This window comes from Pseudacidovorax sp. RU35E, from assembly GCF_900156165.1.
GTDB lineage: Bacteria > Pseudomonadota > Gammaproteobacteria > Burkholderiales > Burkholderiaceae_C > Xenophilus.
This window is the reverse complement of sequence record NZ_FTMY01000004.1, coordinates 379,699-397,239: the sequence shown is the minus strand read 5'-3', so window position 1 is coordinate 397,239 and position 17,541 is coordinate 379,699. Positions and strand designations below refer to the sequence as shown.

The window sequence follows — 17,541 nt, the reverse complement described above, 5'->3', positions numbered from 1 at the left end:
CCATGCCCCGCTTCGTCGATCTATCGATCTACCTCGAAAACGATGTGCTCTCCGATCCGCCGCCGCTGGCGCCGAAGATCACCTACCAGACGCACCAGGACACGCTGCCCGAGTTCCTGCAGCTGATCCCCGGCACGCGCGCCGAGGACTATCCCGAGGGCCAGGCCGCCGCCGCTGAATGGGTGACGCTGACCACCCACAGCGGCACGCACCTGGACGCGCCCTGGCACTTCCATGCCACGCAGGACGCCAAGGCCGGCGGCGCCCGGCCGTCGATGACCATCGACCAGATTCCGCTGGACTGGTGCTTCCGCCCCGGCGTGAAGCTGGACTTCCGCCACCTGCCCGACGGCCATGTGGTGAGCGCGGCAGAAGTGGAGGCGGAGCTCGCCCGCATCGGCCATGTGCTGAAGCCGCTGGACATCGTGGTGGTCAACACCCGCGCCGGCAGCCGCTATGGCCACAACGACTACGTCAACACCGGCTGCGGCATGGGCTATGAAGCGACCATGTACCTGCTGGAGCGCGGCGTGCGCCTGACCGGCACCGACGCCTGGAGCTGGGACGCGCCCTTCTCGTACACCGCGCAGCGCATCGCCGAGACCGGCGACACCTCGCTGATCTGGGAAGGCCACAAGGCCGGCCGCGACATCGGCTACTGCCATCTGGAGAAGCTGCACAACCTGGAGTCGCTGCCGGGCCACGGCTTCACCCTCTGCTGCTTCCCGCACAAGATCCGCGGCGCCTCGGCGGGCTGGACGCGGGCCGTGGCCATCTTCGAGGACTGAGCGTGAGAGTGCTCGTGACCGGCGCCGGTGGGTTCATCGGCGCGCATGTGCTCGCGCTGCTGCACCGGCAGGGGCAGATCGGCGGCCAGCGCATCGACACCCTGGCCGCCGCCGACCAGCGGCTGGGCATGCTGCCGGACGGCGTGCTCGCCGTGGAGGGCGACCTGGGCAGCGCCGAGGTGCTGGCGCGCATCGCCGCCCTCGCACCCGACGTGTGCTTCCACCTCGCGGCTGTGCCCGGCGGTGCGGCCGAGGCCGACCCGGCGCTGAGCCGCCGCGTCAACCTCGACACCACGCTGGACCTGTTCGACACCCTTGCCGCGGCCGGCGCCGGCTCGGCGCCGCCCGTCGTGGTCTACGCCAGCACCATCGCCGTCTACGGCAGCGCGCTGCCGGATGTGGTGACGCCGCACACGCCCCTGCGTCCACCGCTGGCCTACGGCGCCCACAAGCTGGCCTGCGAGGTGCTGCTGGCGGACTTCTCCCGCCGCGGCCGGCTCGATGGCCGCGCGCTGCGCCTGCCCGGCATCGTGGCCCGGCCACGTGCGCCATCGGGCCTGGTGTCGGCCTTCATGAGCGAGCTGCTGCATGCGCTGGCGGCCGGCGAGCCGGTCACGCTGCCCGTGGGGCCGCAGGCCACGGCCTGGTGGATGTCGGCGCGCCGCTGCGCCTGGAACCTCGTGCACGCCGCCACCATGCCGGTCGGCGACGACCCGGCCCGCGCCTGGCCGCTGCCCGTGCTGCACCTGTCGATGGACGCCATCGTGCAGGCGCTGTCGGCCGAGTTCGGCGTGGACGGCCAGGCCCTGGTGCGCCATGCGCCGCAGCCGGACGTGGAGGCCGTGTTCGGCCGCTATCCGCCGCTGGACGACCGCATTCCCCGCGCCCTGGGCCTGCGCGACGACGGCGACGCGCGGGCGCTGGTGCGCCGGGCGCTCGCACCGGCCGGCGACGCCGCCGAGTTTTGACTTCACCCATTCAGGAGACCTGCTTCGATGACCGATTCCACCTCGCCCTTCGCCCATCCCACCCGCCGCACGCTGCTGCGTGGCGCCGCCGCCCTGGCCGCTGCACCGCTGGGCCTGGCCGGCACCGCGGCCCGTGCCCAGGCCGGTTTTCCCTCGCGCCCCATCACCTGGGTGGTGCCCTATCCGGCCGGCGGCTTCGGCGATGCACTGTCGCGCATGCTGGCGCAGAAGCTGTCGGCCAGCCTGGGCCAGCCGGTCGTCATCGACAACCGGCCCGGCGCCGGCGGCCAGATCGGCGCCAACTTCGTCAAGCAGCAGCCGGCAGACGGCCACACGCTGTTCTATGGCGACCTCGGTCCCTTCTCGATGAACGCGGGGCTGTACCCCAAGCTGAGCTACGACACGCTCAAGGACTTCATGCCGCTGACGCGGCTGCTGGTCTCGCCCACCGTGCTGCTGGTGCCTGCGTCGAGCCCGTTCCAGACCTTCCAGGATTTCGTCAAGGCAGCGCAGGCGGGCGGCAAGGGCCTGAACTACGGCTCCTACGGCATGGGCAGCCAGCCGCACATCTGGATGGAGATGCTGCGCGGGCAGATCAAGGGCAACCTCACGCATGTGGCCTACAAGGGCGGCGCCCCGGCGGTGCAGGACCTGATGGCCGGCCACATCGACGCCATGCTGGACGTGTCGCCCAGCGCCATTCCGCTGGTGCGCGAGAACAAGGCCCGCGCCCTGGCCGTGGTGGGCAGCGACAAGCGCCTGCCCCAGCTGCCGCAGGTGCCCACCATCGCCGAGCTGGGCATGCCCGCGCTCAACATTCCCGGCTGGACGGGCATGGTCGTGCGTGCCGGCACGCCCGAGCCCATCGCCAACCGGCTGCACGACGAACTGGTCAAGGCCGTGACGGCGCCCGACGTGGTGCAGCGCTACACCGACCTGGGCCTGATCGTCGCGCCCAGCTCGCGCGCCGAATTCGCCGAACTCATCCGCACCGAGACCACGCGCTGGGGCCAGGTGATCCAACAGGTCGGGGTGAAGCTTGAGTGAGGCGTTGCAGGCGACGGGCCTGTTCGCGCTGGACGGACAGGTGGCCCTGGTCACCGGCGCGGCCGGCGGCCTGGGCCGGGCCATCGCGCTCGCCTATGCGCAGCACGGCGCGCGGCTGGTGCTGTCGGACCGCGCGGGCGACGGCCTGCACGAGGTGGCCGCCCAGTGCGCGTCGCTCGGCGCTGCCGTGCACACCGTGGCAGCCGACCTGGCCGAGCCCGCGCAGGTGCACGCCCTGGCCGAACAGGCCCAGGCCGCCTTCGGCCGCATCGACCTGCTGGTCTGCAATGCCGGCATGCAGGGCCCGGACGGCCCGCTGCTCGCGGTGCCGGCCCAGGACTGGGCGCGCGTGTTCCAGGTCAACCTGGCCAGTGCCCACGCGCTGTGCGCCGCGCTGGTGCCGGCCATGGGCGCGCGGGGCCATGGCCGCGTGGTCCTGATGGCCAGCATCGCCGCGCTGCGTGGCAACGGCGCCATCGGGCTCTACGGTCTGAGCAAGGCCGCGCTGGCGCAGATGGCCCGCAACCTGGCCGTGGAGTGGGGTCCGCGCGGCGTGTGCGTCAACGCCATCGCCCCAGGTCTGATCCGTACACCGCTCGCCTACGGCCTGCTGGCCAACGCCGCCTTCATGGCCCGGCGCCTGGCCGCCACGCCGCTGCGCCGTGTCGGCGAGCCGCACGAGGTGGCGGGCGTGGCCGTGATGCTGGCCTCGGCGGCCGGCGGCTTCATCACCGGGCAGACGCTGGTGGTGGACGGCGGCACGGTCATCTCGGACGGCAGCTGACCCGCGCCGACCATTCCTACAGCAGACCTCATTCAAAAGGCGGAGACAGGCAACCATGTTCAAGTACTTCCCCACCAACTACGTCTGGAACCTCTCGGTCGACCTTGCCATCGAGATGGGCGCGCGCATCGGCGAGATCGAGGCCATGTGCGCTCCGCTGCAGGAGGCGGCACGCCAGCCCGATGCCGCGGCCACGCTGGCCTTCCGCCACAGCTGGGAGGCGATGGCCGACCGGCTGTGCGAACTGGCGGCCGAGGACGAGGCCCGCGGCCGCCTCATCTCGGCCGGCGACAAGCTGGGCCGCGCGGCCACCTACCTGATCACCGCCGAGCGGCTCCAGGCCCACGGCGCGGAGGGGCGCGCCGCGCTGTACCGGCGCTTCCTGGACACCTTCGCCCGCGGCATCGCGCTGGCGGGCGAGAACTGCGAGCGCGTGGAGATTCCCTACGAGGGCGGCGTGCTGGCCGGGCTGTACGTGCGCGCCCAGGGCGTGGCGGGCCGCGCACCGGTGCTGCTGCAGCTCAACGGCCTGGATTCGACCAAGGAGATGAAGTACCGCGTGGGCCTGCCGCAATGGCTGGCGCAGCGCGGCGTCTCCTCGCTGGTGCTCGACCAGCCCGGCACCGGCGAAGCGCTGCGCCTGCACGGCATGACGGCCCGCTTCGACGCCGAGCACTGGGCCAGCCGCGTGGTCGACTGGCTGCAGGCCCGCGAGGACATCGACCCGCAGCGCATCGGCTGCGAGGGCGTGTCGCTGGGCGGCTACTACTGCCCGCGCGCCGTCGCCTTCGAGCCGCGCTTTGCCTGCGGCGTGGTCTGGGGCGCCAACCACGACTGGCGCGACGTGCAGAAGCGCAGGCTGGAAAAGGAAGGCAGCTTTCCCGTGCCGCACTACTGGGAGCATGTGCGCTGGGTCTGGGGCGCGAAGGACATGGACGATTTCATGCGCATCGCCGAGCAGGTGCACCTGGACGGCGTGGTCGAGAAGATCCGCGTGCCCTTCCTGGTCACGCACGGGCAGAAGGATTCGCAGATTCCGCTCAAGTGGGCCGAACGCACCTACGCGCAACTGGTGAACAGCCCGAAGCGCGAGCTGAAGGTCTTCACCGACCGCGAGGGCGGCGCCCAGCATTCCAGCTTCGACAACTCGGCCAATGCCGGCGCCTACATCGCCGACTGGGTGGCCGAGACGCTGGGCGGGCGCACCGCAGCAGCCGCCGCACGCTGACGCCAGAACGACAAGGAGACATCGCCATGACATCCACCCGCCGCCACTTCCTGGCCGGCCTCGCGCCCCTCGCCCTGCCGCTCGCCTTCCCCACGGCCGCGGCCGCAGCGGAAGAGGGCGCCTATCCGCAGCGCCCCATCAAGCTGGTGGTGCCCCAGCCGCCGGGCGGCCCCTCGGACATCGTGGCGCGCTTCCTGGCCGAGAGCATGCGCGCCAGCCTGGGCCAGCCGCTGGTGATCGACAACCGGCCCGGCGCCGCGGGGCTGATCGGCACGGTCGCCGCGGCCGCCGCGCCGGCCGACGGCTACACCGTGCTGGTCACCTCGCGCTCCAACCACATCATTGCGCCGCTGGTGCAGCAGGGCGCCACCGTGCAGCCCGCGCGCGACCTCATGCCCGTGGATTTGGCGCTGCGGGCGGTCGGCATCCTGTCCACGCCCGCGCGCTCGCCCTGGCGCAGCCTGCGCGAGCTGGTGGCCGCGGCCAAGGCCCAGCCAGGCCGGCTCTTCTACGGCAGCGCGGGCATCGGCGCCACCAACCACATCGCCCTGGAGCAGTTCAAGGCGCTGGCCGGCATCGACCTCGTGCACGTGCCCTACAAAGGCTCCGGCCCGCTCATCACCGGCCTGATGGCGGGCGAGGTGCAGCTGGCGCTGCTGGACTTCGCGTCGGCGCAGCCGGCGCTCAAGGGCGGCAGCGTCGTGCCGCTGGCGCAGACGGGCCTGAGGCGGCTGTCCTCCATGGCCGAGGTGCCCACCCTGATCGAGAGCGGCTTTCCGCGCTTCGACGCCTCTTTCTGGATCGGCCTGGCCGTGCCGCAGGGCACGCCGGCCGCCGTCATCGCGCGGCTGTCGTCGGCTCTCGACGCCGCCCTGGCCGACACCCAGATGAAGGCGCGCGCCCAGGTCAACGGCTGGGAGCTGGCCGGTGGCGGCCCGGCGCCCTTCGAGGCGCTGATCCGGCAGGACATGGCCGACTTTCCGCCGCTGGTGAAGCGGCTGGACATCAAGGCCTGAGCCCTTCATTCAATCATCCGAGACAACCCATGCGCTTTTCCACACCTTCCCGCCGCCAGTACTGCGCCCTGGCAGCGGCAGCCCTTCTGGCCGTCGGCCTGCCCACCGCGGCACTGGCCCAGTCCCCCTATCCCGCCAAGGCCGTCAAGCTGGTCGTGCCCTTTCCGCCGGGTGTCTCGCCCGACGTGATCGCGCGCCTGTGGGGCGAGGGCTTCACCCGCCTCACCGGCCAGCCGGTGGTAGTCGAGAACCGCCCGGGCGCCAGCACCATCATCGGCGCGCAAGCCGTGGCCAATGCGCCGGCCGACGGCTACACGCTGCTCTGGACGGTCAACAACACCTTCTCGATCAACCCCTACGTCTACAGGAAGCTGCCGTACAAGGCCGAGGACTTCGTGCCCGTCACGCGCATCCTGTCGGTGCCCTATGTGCTCGTGACCTCGGTGGATTCGAAGTACCGCACGCTGCAGGACCTGGTGCGCGAGGCCAAGGCCCGGCCCGATGCGCTCAGCTATGCCAGCGCCGGCATCGGCCAGGGCACGCACGTGGCGCTGGCGCGCTGGCTGAACCAGGCGGGCCTGAAGATGACCCATGTGCCCTACAAGGACCAGTTCGTGCCCGACGTCATCGCCGGCCGCATCGACGTGGCCCTGGACGCCAGCACCGGCGCCATTCCGCAGGTGCGCGCCGGCAAGGTGCGGGCCCTGGGCGTGACCAGCGCGCAGCGCATCGCGGGCCTGCCCGACGTACCCGCCATCGCGGAGCTGTACCCCGGCTTCGTCGGCGACTCGTGGCACGGCATCTTCGTGCCCAAGGGCACGCCGGACGCCGTGCAGGCGGCGCTGCTGGCCACCTCGCAGAAGGTGATGGCCGACCCGGGCTTCCGCGCCAAGCTGGTCGACTACGGCCTCACGCCCGTGGGCGAAGGCCCCGAGGCCTTCCGCAAGTTCCTGGACGAGGACGCCCGCGCCTGGGCCAAGGTGGTCAAGGACAACCACATCACGGCCGAATGACGGCCAGCGCCCGGCGCGCGGCGACGCGCAGGGCCGGGCAGCCTGGGCATCGCTCATTCGATCCGGATGTTGGCCTCGGCCACGATGCGCCGGTAGAGCGTCATGTCCTCGGCGATGGCGCGGCCCAGCTGGCCCGGCTCGCCGCTGGCGGCATTGAGGCCCAGGTCCTCCAGGGTACGGCGCAGGCCCGGATCGGCCAGGACGGTGGCCGCCGCCCGCTGCAGCCGCTCCATCGCCGGTTGCGGCAGGCCCTGCGGCGCCAGCAGCCCGACCCAGGAGTCGAGCGTGAACCGGGGCAGCCCGGCCTCGGCCACCGTGGGCACGTTGGACAGGCGCGGGTCGCGCCGCGAACCGGTCACCGCGATGATGCGCACCTTGCCGGCGTCCGCATAGGCCTTGGACGCCGCATCGAAGGTCAGGTCCAGCAGGCCCGCCGCCACGTCGGCTGCCGCGGCCGCGGTGGACTTGTAGGGCACGTGCACCATGTTCGTTCCGGTCAGCAGCTTGAAATACTCGCCGCCGAAGTGGGTGCCGCTGCCCTGGCCGGCGCTGCCGTAGCTGAGTTTGCCCGGGTGGCTGCGGGCATAGTCGATCAGTCCTTGCAGGTCGGTCACCGGCAGCTTGTTGCTCACCACCACCGGCAGGCCGTAGGTGCCCGCCATCGCCAGGGGCGCCAGCAGCCGCGCCGGGTCGTAGCGCGCCGTCGGATCGACGATGGGCAGGATGCTGTAGCTGGTGTTGGTGAACAGCAGCGTGCGCCCGTCCGGCGCCGCCCGTGCCACGGCATCGATGCCGATGCGTGAGCCGGCACCGGGGCGGTTCTCGACGATCAGCGTCTCGCCCAGCAGGCGTGACATGCGCTCGGCCAGCGCGCGGGCGGCCACGTCGGTCACGCCGCCCGGAGGGAAGGGCACGACGATCTTGATGGCCTGCGACTGGGCCAGCGCCGGCCCGCAGGCGAGGGCACCGAGGCCCAGCAGCAGCGAGCGGCGAAGAAGGGATGTGTGGGCTGTCATGGTGTGTCTCCGTCGTTGTCGGTCGTTGTCGTGGTCGGGCTGCGCCCTCAGCCGCCCGCGGGCACGAGCCCGTCCCAGCAGAGGTACTTGATCTCCATGAATTCATCGATGCCGTGGCGCGAGCCCTCGCGGCCCAGGCCGCTCTGCTTGACCCCACCGAAGGGCGCCACCTCGTTGGAGATGAGGCCGCAGTTGATGCCCACCATGCCCGACTCCAGTCCGGCCGACACGCGCCACAGGCGTGCGGCATCGCGACTGTAGACATAGGCCGCCAGCCCGAACTCGGTGGCGTTGGCCATCTGCAGCGCCTCGGCCTCGGTCTCGAAGCGGAACACCGGCGCGAGCGGGCCGAACGTCTCCTCGCGTGCCACGGCCATCGCCGGCGTGGCGCCGACCAGCACCGTGGGCTCGAAGAAGCGGCCGCCCAGCGCATGCCGCCCGGCGCCATGGGCGATGCGTGCGCCCTGCGCGCAGGCATCGGCGATGTGCGCCTCGACCTTGGCCACCGCCGCGTCGTCGATCAGCGGGCCGAGCTGCGAGCCGGCCTCCAGCCCCGGGCCCACGCGCAGCTGCGCCACGCGCCGGACCAGTCGCTCGACGAAGGCGTCATGCACGCCCGACTGCACCAGCAGGCGGTTGGCGCTGATGCAGGCCTGCCCGGTGTTGCGGAACTTGGCGGCCACGGCCCCTTCCACGGCCGCGTCCAGGTCCGCGTCGTCGAAGACCAGGAAGGGCGCGTTGCCGCCTAGCTCCATCGAGCATTTCTTGACGGTGCCGGCGGCCTGCGCCAGCAGCAGCCGGCCCACCTCGGTGGAGCCGGTGAAGGTGATCTTGCGCACCAGTGGATGGCTGCACAGCACGCTGCCGATGGCCCGCGTGTCGTGCCCCGTGAGCACGTTGAAGACGCCATCGGGCAGCCCGGCACGCCGGCCCAGTTCGGCCAATGCGAGGGCCGTGAGGGGTGTCTGGCTCGCCGGCTTGACCACCATGGTGCAGCCAGCCGCCAGCGCCGGTCCGGCCTTGCGGGTGATCATGGCCGCCGGGAAGTTCCAGGGCGTGATGGCCGCGCACACGCCGATGGGCTCACGCAGCGTGACGATGCGCGCCGTGGTGCGCGGCCCCGCCAGCACCTCGCCGGCCACGCGGGTCGCCTCTTCGGAGAACCAGCGCAGGAAGGAGGCGGCGTAGTCCACCTCGGTGCGCGCCTCGGCCAGCGGCTTGCCGCCTTCGAGCGTGATCAGCGTCGCGAGGTCCTCGCGGTGCGTCACCATGCCTTCGTACCAGCGCCGCAGCACGTCGGCCCGTTCGCGCGCCGTGGTGGCGCGCCAGGCCAGGAAGGCGCGCTGGGCGGCCTCGATGGCGGCCTCGGTCTCGGCCTCGCGCAGACGCGGCAACTCGGCCACCAAGGCGCCATCGGCCGGGTTGTGCACGGGCGAGCGGCCATGGGGCGTCGCTTCGATCCACCGGCCATCCACGAAGGCGGCGCAGCGCAGGAGGCTGGCATCCTGCAGCAGCGATGCGATGGGGGAGGCGCTCAGCATGGATGGCGCCCCGTCATGTAGGCGCTGTCCGGGTCGGCCGTGACCGGCAGGCCCGAGGCCACCAGGCCCTGGCGCAGCATCTTCATCAGGCGGTCGGGCACACGCATGGCCGGCCCGCGCAGCGGGCCGCCATTGAAGCCGGCCAGCCAGTCCTGGTACTTCCACATCGTGCGGTTGAGCACGCCGGTGCCGCCCGCGTAGGTCTGGGCCGCGGCGCCGTTGGCATTGCGGGCCGGTGCCACCCGCCAGTAGGCCTCCATGGCGGCGTCCCATTCGCCGCGACGGGCCAGCTCGAAGGCGCGCGGGTAGTAGTGGCTCATCCACTGCGTGTTGCTGGTGCCCGAGAACTGCAGCTGCATCAGGCTCATCATGGGAATCGCATCGCCCTCGATCGGGCAGCTGATGACCACCTCGTCGCGGAAGTGGTGGTACATCTCGCACAGCCCGGCGATGAGCGGAAAGCCCTGCTCGGACTTGATCGCCACGATGTTGGGGCAGTCGTCGAGCAGCCGGCGCACCAGGGCCACCGACATGCCCGCCGGGTGCACGCGCTCGAAGCCCCACAGGGGAATGGGGAAGAGCATCACCGCCAGGTCCGTCGCCTCGCAGAAGGCGCGGGTGTAGTCGTAGATCTCCTGCTCGGTCGTGGGCCAGAACTGCGGCGGGTACGACAGCAGCACGATGTCCGCACCGGCCTTCTGCGCCAGCTGCACCGCCTCGATGTTCTCCGCCAGAGTGCCGAAGGCGGCATGGAAGAACAGGCCCATCTCCTGGCCCACCGTGTCGCGGGCCCAGGCGGTGAACTGGGCGTTCTCCTCGGGCGTGATCGCCACCTCGCTGCACAGCAGCGTGTAGCGGTAGCCCAGCTCGCGCGCCAGCGCCACGTCATGGCGGATGCCGCGCTCGTTCAGCCGCCTAAGGTCGGCCGAGTAGCTGGGAATGGTGACGGCCGAGCAGCCGGTGAGATGGTCGCGCGCCCAGGCGCGGGCGTCTTTGCGGGCATAGGAAGGCATGGGGGTGCTCCGGGGGAATGAAGGGGAAGGGCTCACTTGGCCACCGGCACGATGGACCGCACCAACGCATCGCCCCGGCCGCTGGCCCGGGCGCGTTCGAACAGCATCTCGGCCACCACCACGTCCTGCAGCGCCGAGCCGACGGACTTGTAGAGCACGATGTCCGCCGGCCCGCGCACCAGCCGGCCGGCGACGAGGTCGGTGAGCGGATGCAACCAGTCCTCGAAGGCGACGCCCGCGGCGCAGGCGGCCAGCATGTCGCCGGTGTCGTGCGTCACCTCGTCGGGCATGTCGGCCACGATGAGGGCGCTGCGGGCGAGGGTGTCGACGTCGACCTCGCGCTGCTCCGGCAGCGTGGAGCCGATGGAGACCACCGTGGCGCCAGCGGCCAGCCAGCGGCCTTGCAGCACGGGCGTCTCGTCGCGGCTGCGGGCGGCGCACAGCACCACGTCGGCGTCGGCCACGGCCGCCTCGGCACTGGAACTGGCCCGGACGTCGTCGCACAGCTGCCGGTGGAAGTCCGCCGCGAAGGCCTCGCGGCGCTGCGGCGTGGGGCTGTAGACCCGCACCCGCGACAGCGCCCGGACGGCCGCCAGTGCAGACAGCAGGCCGCGTGCCTCGAAGCCGGCGCCGATCACGGCCACCGCGAGCGGACGCCGGGGCGCCGCGGCGTCCACCGCCAGGGCGGCCGTCGCGGCGGTGCGGATGCCGGTGATGCGGTTGCCGTCGATGAGCGCCGCCAGCGCGGTGCTGCGCTGGTCGAACAGCGACACCAGGTAGCTGGCGCGTCGCGCGGTCATCGAGGCCGCGATCAGCTTGCAGCCCATGTGGGCGCCGGTGGGAGAGACCGCGCTCAGCCCGCGCAGCCACAGGCCGTCGCCGCGGGCCATGGAGCGCGGCGGTACGGCGGCCGGCGCGGTCGGCTGCGCATAGGCCTGGCGCAGGGCTGCGATGGCCGCCGGCCAATCGGCCAGCGCGGCCACGTCCTCGTCGCTGAGGAACAGGGTCGGCGGCGGCGCGAAAGCCGCTTCTGAGTAGGACGAGCCCATGGTGTCTCCTTGGAAAGAGACCCGATGCTAGGGAGCGCTGGCCGCCCAGGCGAGCGCATCGGCGCGAAAGCAGCATTCGCGCAAATGCAAAGCGGATGGACTCAGCCGTGCAGTCGCAGCACGCCCGGCGCCAGCGTGCGCAGCAGCGCCGCCACCGAGCGTGTGGCCAGCGTGCTGGGCCGCTGGGCCGTCTCGGCCAGCACGACCGCGCGGGTGAGCGTGGGGCGCGCGATGCGCACCACGGCCAGCTGGCGCGCGAGCGGCGCGTCGAGCGTGCCGGCGGTGATGGCCACGCCGCCGCCACTGGCCACCATCTGGTGCTGGAGCCGGATGGAATCGGCCTCGAGCGCGCAGGTCAGCGCGACGCCACGGTCGCGCGCCAGCTTCACCAGCCGGGCCCGCAGCGGATGCGGGTCGCTCGGCAGCACCAGCGGCAGACCGGCCAGTTCATCGAAGGAGACGGTCTTGCGCCCCGCCAGCGGATGCTGGCGCGGCATCACGAGGTTCAGGTGCAGCCGCGCCAGCACCGGCTCGGTGGCATCGTCCGGCGTGTCGGTCTCGCGCAGCAGCGTGGCCATGTCGAGGCGGCCCTGGCCCAGCCATTCCTCCAGCTGGCCGCTGGCGCCCTCGGTCAGGTGCAGGCGCACCTCCGGCCAGCGGCGCCTGGCCTCGGTGAAGAGCGGCCCGGCGAGCACGCCCACGGTGGAAGGCAGCATGCCGACACGGACATCGCCCATGGGCAGCCCGCTGCGGGTGCGCATGTCGTCCGCCAGTTGCTCGGCCTCGCGCATGAGCGCCTGGATGCGCGGCAGCACCTGCGCGCCGAACTCGGTGAGCACGACGCCGCGACCCGTGCGCCGGAAGAGCCGCGCCCCCGCGTCGGACTCCAGCAGCGCGATGGTGCGGCTGACCACCGACGCCGGCATGTCGAGCGCGACGGCCGCGCCGGAGACGCTGCCCGCCTGCGCGACCTGGAGGAAGAGATGCCATCGGGCATCGAGGATGCGGGTGCTCTGCAGGGCCATGGGCCGCGATTGTGGCGCCCGCCTCGGCTCAGAAGGTCGCCGTCTCGCCCGGCTTGAGCGTCATCACGCGGGTGGGGCCGCTGCCCGCGGCCTGCACGAAGTCCTCGGGCCTGCCCTTGCCGAGGGGGTTGGCGCCGTAGTGCATGGGGATGGCGAAGCGCGGCTTCATCCACTCGCGGACCGCGAAGCCCGCGTCCTTGGCGTCCATCGTGAAATGACCACCGATGGGCACCAGCACCAGGTCGGGACGGTAGTACTCGGCGATGAAGCGCATGTCGCCGAACAGCCCCGTGTCACCCATGTGGTAGATGCGGAAGCCGTTCTCCAGCTCGATCACATAGCCCACCGGCTCACCGGCGGCATGGGGCTCGTCCTTGCCCGTGGCCGCGTTCTTCCAGACCAGGATGCTCGAGTGCTCCGCATGCACGGCCGTCACCTTGACGCCCGGCACCGGCTCGATGGTGCCGCTCTTGTTGAAACGCGGCGCCAGCCGCGGCGGCAGGATGCCGAGCAGCGACACGGTCTGGTTCATGTCGCCCGGTGCGTACATGGGAATGTCGTTGAGCTGCGCCAGCGCCGGTGCATCGGCGAAATGATCGGCATGGCCATGGGTCACCAGCAGCACGTCGACCTTGCCGAGCGCGGCGAGGTCCTTGTACTTCTCGGGCGTGAGCGGGTTCTGCTTCAGCCAGGGGTCGGTGACGATCACGCGGCCGCCCGGTGTGGTGATGCGGAAGGCGGACTGGCCGAGCCATTGCACTTCGGTCCGGCCGCTGGTGGCCGCCGAATGGGTGGTGCCGCCGGCGACGGCGGGCGGGTGGGGCGGCTGGGCGCAGCCGGCGGCCAGCGCTGCGGCCAGGAACAGGGCGGGCAGGGTGCGAAGGGTCATGGCAGGCTCCAATTCGACGTGGGGATGCCGACGCTCAGTCGACAGTGACGCGGGCGGCCTTGACGGTCTCGCCCCAACGGCTCGCCTCGGCCTGGATCAGCGCGCCGAACCGGGCGGGGCTGCTCGGCATGGGCTGGGCGCCTTCCGACACCAGCCGTGCGCGCACGGCCTCGGTGGCCAGGGCGGCATTGACCTGCCGGTTGATCCTGTCGACGACGGCGGCCGGGGTGCCGGCGGGCGCGACGAGGCCATACCACTGGTCGGCCTCGAAGCCGGCGGCACCCGGCACGCCCGTCTCCGCGACCGTGGGCACCTGCGGCAGCTGGGCCAGCCGCTGAGGGCTCGACACCGCGATGGCCCGCAACGAGCCGGCCTTGATGTGCGGCATCAGCGCCGGCGAACCGGTGAACAGCATCTGCACCTGGCCCGCGAGCAGGTCGGTGACCGACGGCGCCGTGCCCTTGTAGGGCACGTGAAGCGCCTTCAGGCCCGTTCGCAGCTTGAGGTATTCCATCGTCAGGTGCGCCGCGCTCCCGTTGCCGCCCGAGCCATAGGCCAGCGCCGTGGGATGGGCCTTGGCGTAGTCGACCAACGCGGCCAGCGAGTCCGCGGGCACCGAGGGATGCACGACCAGCACGTTCGGCACACGCGCCACCCAGGCCACCGGCGCGAAGGCCTTGCCGGTGTCGATGCGCTGGTGGGGATAGAGCCACGGATTGATGGCGAGCGTGCCGGTGTGCCCCATGAACAGCGTGTAGCCGTCAGGCGCCGCCCGCGCCGCCCGCTCGGTGGCCAGCGTGCCGCCGGCACCGGGCACGTTCTCGACCACCACCGGGCGGCCCCAGGCCTGGGTCAGCTCCTGCCCCACGGCGCGCGCCAGGATGTCGCTCGAACCACCCGGCGTGAAGGGCACGATGATCCGCAGTGCCCGGCTGGGAAAGTCGTCCTGGCTCCAGGCGCTGGAGGGTGCGGCCGCGAAGGCGGCGGGCCACGCGGCGGCCCAGGCGAGCAGTTGACGGCGGTCGATCATGCGGAGCGGATCCTTGTCGGGTGAGGAGTGGGCACGACGGGCGTCATTGACCGGCCAGGCGCCGGTCGATCCAGCCGAAGGCGTCCTGCACGTCGTAGTTGCCGGCATGCCCCTGGTCCCAGTGCAGCGCGTAGTCCACGTTGCGGACGCGGCCGTCGGCCTTCAGGGCACGGCTGAGGTTATAGGCGACCGTGAAGGAAGTGTCACGGTCGCGCGCACCGACGCGGATGCGCCAGTTCGGCGCGATCGCGGCGGTGTTGCCCACATAGGGCAGCGCATTGACCAGCCGGTACTGGTTCAGCAGGAAGCCCTTCTGCGGATTGGCCGCCCAGGTGTAGCCCGTGTTGGCCAGGCCCACGTCCGCCACGGCGGCATTGACGGCATCGCCGCCGTTGTTGTTGTTCCAGCCGTATTCGGTGAAGTTCGAATACACCTGCGACGCGGTGCCGAACAGGTTGGACTCGCCGCCGCTGTAGTTGGCATAGACCACGCTGCCGGCCTTGGTGGTGTCGGCCGTCGCCGTGCTGGCCAGCGCGCCCGTCTGGCCCAGCTGGTCGAAGGCGGGCAGGGCCTTCAGCCGAGCCTGCTTGGCCACGAACTTCAGGTAGTTGGCCATGTTGAAGTAGGTCACCGTGCCGGTGGCGTCCACGTCGATGAAGTCGTTCTTGTAATAAAGCGTGCCGCTGCCACCCGCCACGCCATTGGCCGCTGCGCTGCCGAAGGCATTGAAGGCGACGATGGACTTGCCCGACTTCACATAGGCGCTGGCCGCCTTGCGGATCTCGGCCTGCAGGTTGGCGAGCATGTTGTCGGCGGTGAGTGCCGAGCCGTCTTCGTTCTTCAGGCCGAGCGCCGCCTGGTAGCTGACGAACCTGGCGGCCAGGGCAGCGCTGGCTGCCGGATCCGGGTTGGAAGCACGCACCAGCTCGTTGCCGCTGGCATCGACGATCAGGCCGGCCTTCTGGTCCGCCGACACCGCCGCGCGCGTGCCCAGCACGTTGAACATCCATTCGTAGGCCAGGTCGGCGCTGCCCAGGTCCTGGATCGGGCAATAGGCCACGGCCGCGTAGACGGCGTCGCTGATGCTGCTGCGGCCCTTGGCATCCACCCCGGCGGCGCCGGCCGCCTGCAGATAGGGCAGGTAGTCGGCGCTGTCGCCGGTGGCCGCCAGCTGCGCGGTCTGCGCGCCGCCGCCGCTGGTGCCGTTGACCACGATGCGTTCGGCGTTGCCGGGCATGCGTGCATCGTTCAGGCGCAGGTAGCGCACGGCCGCCTTGGCATCGACGATGGCGGCCGGCGACTTGCCCTGGTAGATGCCGTCGCTGTAGACGCCCACGGGCGCCGTCGCGCCTCGGCTGCGCGAGGCCATGTTGATGTACACGAAGCCACGCGCCAGCGCCGCGCCGCGCTTGTCGGTGTCGCTGGTGCTGCTGTAGCTGCCGCCGTCGACGATGTCGGCGCCGCGGTAGTTGGCATTGGTGATGGCGGTCTTGCCGTCCCAGTTGCCCAGGCCGCCCTGGTAGCTGGCCAGCCAGCCCGAGTTGTTGACGTTCAGCAGGATCGCGTTGTCCTGGCGGCTCGCGTCCACCTCGCGCACGAAGACATTCATGTTCTGGTAGCCGCAGGCCTGGTTGTCCACCGCGCCGGCCGACTGCGTGGGCGCCAGCTTCATGGGTTTGCCGATGTAGCAGACCTCGCGGTACCACCGCACCGGCGTGGGCACGCCATCGAGGGTGACGGTGAGGGTGGTGTATCTGGCCGGATCGAAGGCCAGCGCGGCGTCGTAGACGCCCGGCCCCGCGGGCTCGGTGGCGGGCGCAGGCGCGGCGGCGGGCGAGGGCGCCGGGGACGCCGCGGGTGCGGCCGCCTGGGCCGCAGCGACGAAGCCGACGCCGCTGTCGCCGCCGCCTCCGCAGCCGCTCATGAAGGGGGTCACGGCCAACATGACGGCCGACAGCGCGAAGCAGCAATCCGGATGGAACTTCATGGTTGTCTCCTGGGGTCGGGGAAGTGCAATGCCGCTCAGTCGAGCGAGGCCTTGGTCGCCTTGATGACGGTGGCCATGGTGGCCGACTCGTCCTTGATGTAGCGGGCGAAGTCCTCGCGCGAGATCGGGAAGGGCGTGTAGCCGAAGGTGACGAAGCGGGCCTGGATGGCCGGATCGTCGAGCGCGGCGATCACGTCGCGGCGGATCTTCTCGGTCACGGCGGCGGGCAGACCGGGCGGCGCGGCCAGCGTGGTCCAGCCGCTCACTTCGAGGTCGGCCGGACCGCCCGCCTCGGCCAGGGTCGGCACATCGGGCAAGGCGGCGAGTCGCTTGGACGCGGCCACCGCCAGGTATTTGATCTTTCCCGACTGGTACAGCGGCGCCGTGGACCCGCTGGAGCCGAGCGCGAAGTTGAGCTCGCCATTGGCCACGGAGGTGTAGAGCTGCGTGGTCTCCTTGTAGACCACGTGGGTCATGTCGAGCCGGGTGGCGGTGGCGAAACGTGCCGAGCCCAGGTGCACCGGATTGCCGATCGACCATGAGCCGTAATTGACCTGGCCCGGACGCGCCCGCGCGTCGCGCACGAGATCGCCGAGGTTGTTGTAGGGCGAGGACTTGGCCGTGACGAACAGGAAGTACGCCTTCTGCAGCGGCAGCAACGGATCGAAGTCCTTGGCCGGGTCGTAGGGCAGCCGCTTGAACAGGTGCGGATAGGCCGTCAGGTGGACGTTGTCGAGCTGGATCAGGTCGTGCCCATCGGTGGCCGCGCGTTTGAAGGCATCGATGGCCACGAAGCCGTTGCCGCCCGGCCGGTTCTCGACCAGCACCGGCTTGCCCCAGGCCTTGGCCAGCCGGTCCGCCATCAGGCGGGCGATGCCGTCGGGGCCGCTGCCGACCGGGAAGGGCGTGATGATGCGCACCTGCCGCGTGGGAAAGTCCTGCGCATGCACGGGCAACGCCGCGTACAGCGCGGCGGCCAGGGGAAGGAGGAAGGCCGCAGGGGCACGGAGGGTTCGATGGTTCTTCATGGTCGGGATCGAATCGGCGGGAGACGGGGTGCAGGGGCACGACACCTGCCCGGAAGGTTGGACGGAAAGCGGGAGGCGGCCGGACGGTGGCATGCCGCGACCGCGCCCATCGCTTGCGG

The 17,541-nt window shown here is 71.5% G+C and carries 16 protein-coding genes; 7 read left to right on the top strand and 9 right to left on the bottom strand.

Features of this window, described 5'->3' with window-relative positions; all coding sequences use genetic code 11:
- Positions 1-2 precede the first annotated feature (2 nt).
- Genes BXA03_RS09570 through BXA03_RS09540 form a run of 7 tightly spaced genes read left to right on the top strand, consistent with a single transcriptional unit; the run spans position 3 to position 6,844 of the window.
- Positions 3-788, top strand: coding sequence for a cyclase family protein (locus tag BXA03_RS09570; protein ID WP_076506583.1), 786 nt, complete (start codon positions 3-5; stop codon positions 786-788).
- A gap of 2 nt (positions 789-790) precedes the next feature.
- A complete protein-coding gene (locus tag BXA03_RS09565) occupies positions 791-1,756 on the top strand; it encodes an NAD-dependent epimerase/dehydratase family protein (RefSeq protein WP_076506581.1) in 966 nt (321 codons plus the stop codon).
- A 27-nt stretch (positions 1,757-1,783) separates the two neighbouring features.
- Positions 1,784-2,803: a Bug family tripartite tricarboxylate transporter substrate binding protein gene (locus tag BXA03_RS09560; protein ID WP_076506579.1), complete on the top strand. Its 1,020-nt coding sequence runs from the start codon at positions 1,784-1,786 to the stop codon at positions 2,801-2,803.
- Positions 2,796-3,587: an SDR family NAD(P)-dependent oxidoreductase gene (locus BXA03_RS09555; protein WP_234983640.1), complete on the top strand. Its 792-nt coding sequence runs from the start codon at positions 2,796-2,798 to the stop codon at positions 3,585-3,587. Before BXA03_RS09560 ends, BXA03_RS09555 begins: the two co-directional genes overlap by 8 nt.
- A gap of 55 nt (positions 3,588-3,642) precedes the next feature.
- Complete coding sequence (locus BXA03_RS09550) at positions 3,643-4,815, top strand: alpha/beta hydrolase family protein (protein WP_076506575.1); 1,173 nt, start codon at positions 3,643-3,645, stop codon at positions 4,813-4,815.
- 26 nt (positions 4,816-4,841) lie between these two features.
- On the top strand, positions 4,842-5,831 hold the full coding sequence (locus BXA03_RS09545) for a Bug family tripartite tricarboxylate transporter substrate binding protein (protein ID WP_076506573.1): 990 nt from the start codon (positions 4,842-4,844) through the stop codon (positions 5,829-5,831).
- 29 nt (positions 5,832-5,860) lie between these two features.
- Positions 5,861-6,844 carry a Bug family tripartite tricarboxylate transporter substrate binding protein gene (locus BXA03_RS09540; protein ID WP_076506571.1) on the top strand — a complete coding sequence of 328 codons (984 nt, stop codon included), beginning with the start codon at positions 5,861-5,863 and terminating at the stop codon, positions 6,842-6,844.
- A gap of 53 nt (positions 6,845-6,897) precedes the next feature.
- On the opposite strand, the gene BXA03_RS09535 is transcribed toward BXA03_RS09540, so the two are convergent.
- From BXA03_RS09535 to BXA03_RS09495, 9 genes are all read right to left on the bottom strand, one after another.
- Positions 6,898-7,860, bottom strand: coding sequence for a tripartite tricarboxylate transporter substrate-binding protein (locus BXA03_RS09535; RefSeq protein ID WP_076506569.1), 963 nt, complete (start codon positions 7,858-7,860; stop codon positions 6,898-6,900).
- A 47-nt stretch (positions 7,861-7,907) separates the two neighbouring features.
- Positions 7,908-9,401, bottom strand: coding sequence for an NAD-dependent succinate-semialdehyde dehydrogenase (locus tag BXA03_RS09530; RefSeq protein ID WP_076506567.1), 1,494 nt, complete (start codon positions 9,399-9,401; stop codon positions 7,908-7,910).
- Complete coding sequence (locus tag BXA03_RS09525) at positions 9,395-10,414, bottom strand: dihydrodipicolinate synthase family protein (RefSeq protein ID WP_076506565.1); 1,020 nt, start codon at positions 10,412-10,414, stop codon at positions 9,395-9,397. Before BXA03_RS09525 ends, BXA03_RS09530 begins: the two co-directional genes overlap by 7 nt.
- A 32-nt stretch (positions 10,415-10,446) precedes the next feature.
- A complete protein-coding gene (locus tag BXA03_RS09520; RefSeq protein ID WP_076506563.1) occupies positions 10,447-11,463 on the bottom strand; it encodes an ornithine cyclodeaminase family protein in 1,017 nt (338 codons plus the stop codon).
- A gap of 101 nt (positions 11,464-11,564) precedes the next feature.
- On the bottom strand, positions 11,565-12,488 hold the full coding sequence (locus tag BXA03_RS09515; RefSeq protein WP_083715987.1) for a LysR family transcriptional regulator: 924 nt from the start codon (positions 12,486-12,488) through the stop codon (positions 11,565-11,567).
- 28 nt (positions 12,489-12,516) lie between these two features.
- Positions 12,517-13,377 carry a metal-dependent hydrolase gene (locus tag BXA03_RS09510; protein ID WP_076506561.1) on the bottom strand — a complete coding sequence of 287 codons (861 nt, stop codon included), beginning with the start codon at positions 13,375-13,377 and terminating at the stop codon, positions 12,517-12,519.
- Between the two features lie 34 nt (positions 13,378-13,411).
- Positions 13,412-14,407, bottom strand: coding sequence for a Bug family tripartite tricarboxylate transporter substrate binding protein (locus BXA03_RS09505; RefSeq protein WP_076506559.1), 996 nt, complete (start codon positions 14,405-14,407; stop codon positions 13,412-13,414).
- 43 nt (positions 14,408-14,450) lie between these two features.
- Positions 14,451-16,394, bottom strand: coding sequence for a subtype B tannase (locus tag BXA03_RS09500; RefSeq protein WP_234983639.1), 1,944 nt, complete (start codon positions 16,392-16,394; stop codon positions 14,451-14,453).
- A gap of 35 nt (positions 16,395-16,429) precedes the next feature.
- A complete protein-coding gene (locus BXA03_RS09495; RefSeq protein WP_076506556.1) occupies positions 16,430-17,422 on the bottom strand; it encodes a Bug family tripartite tricarboxylate transporter substrate binding protein in 993 nt (330 codons plus the stop codon).
- Between the last annotated feature and the right edge of the window lie 119 nt (positions 17,423-17,541).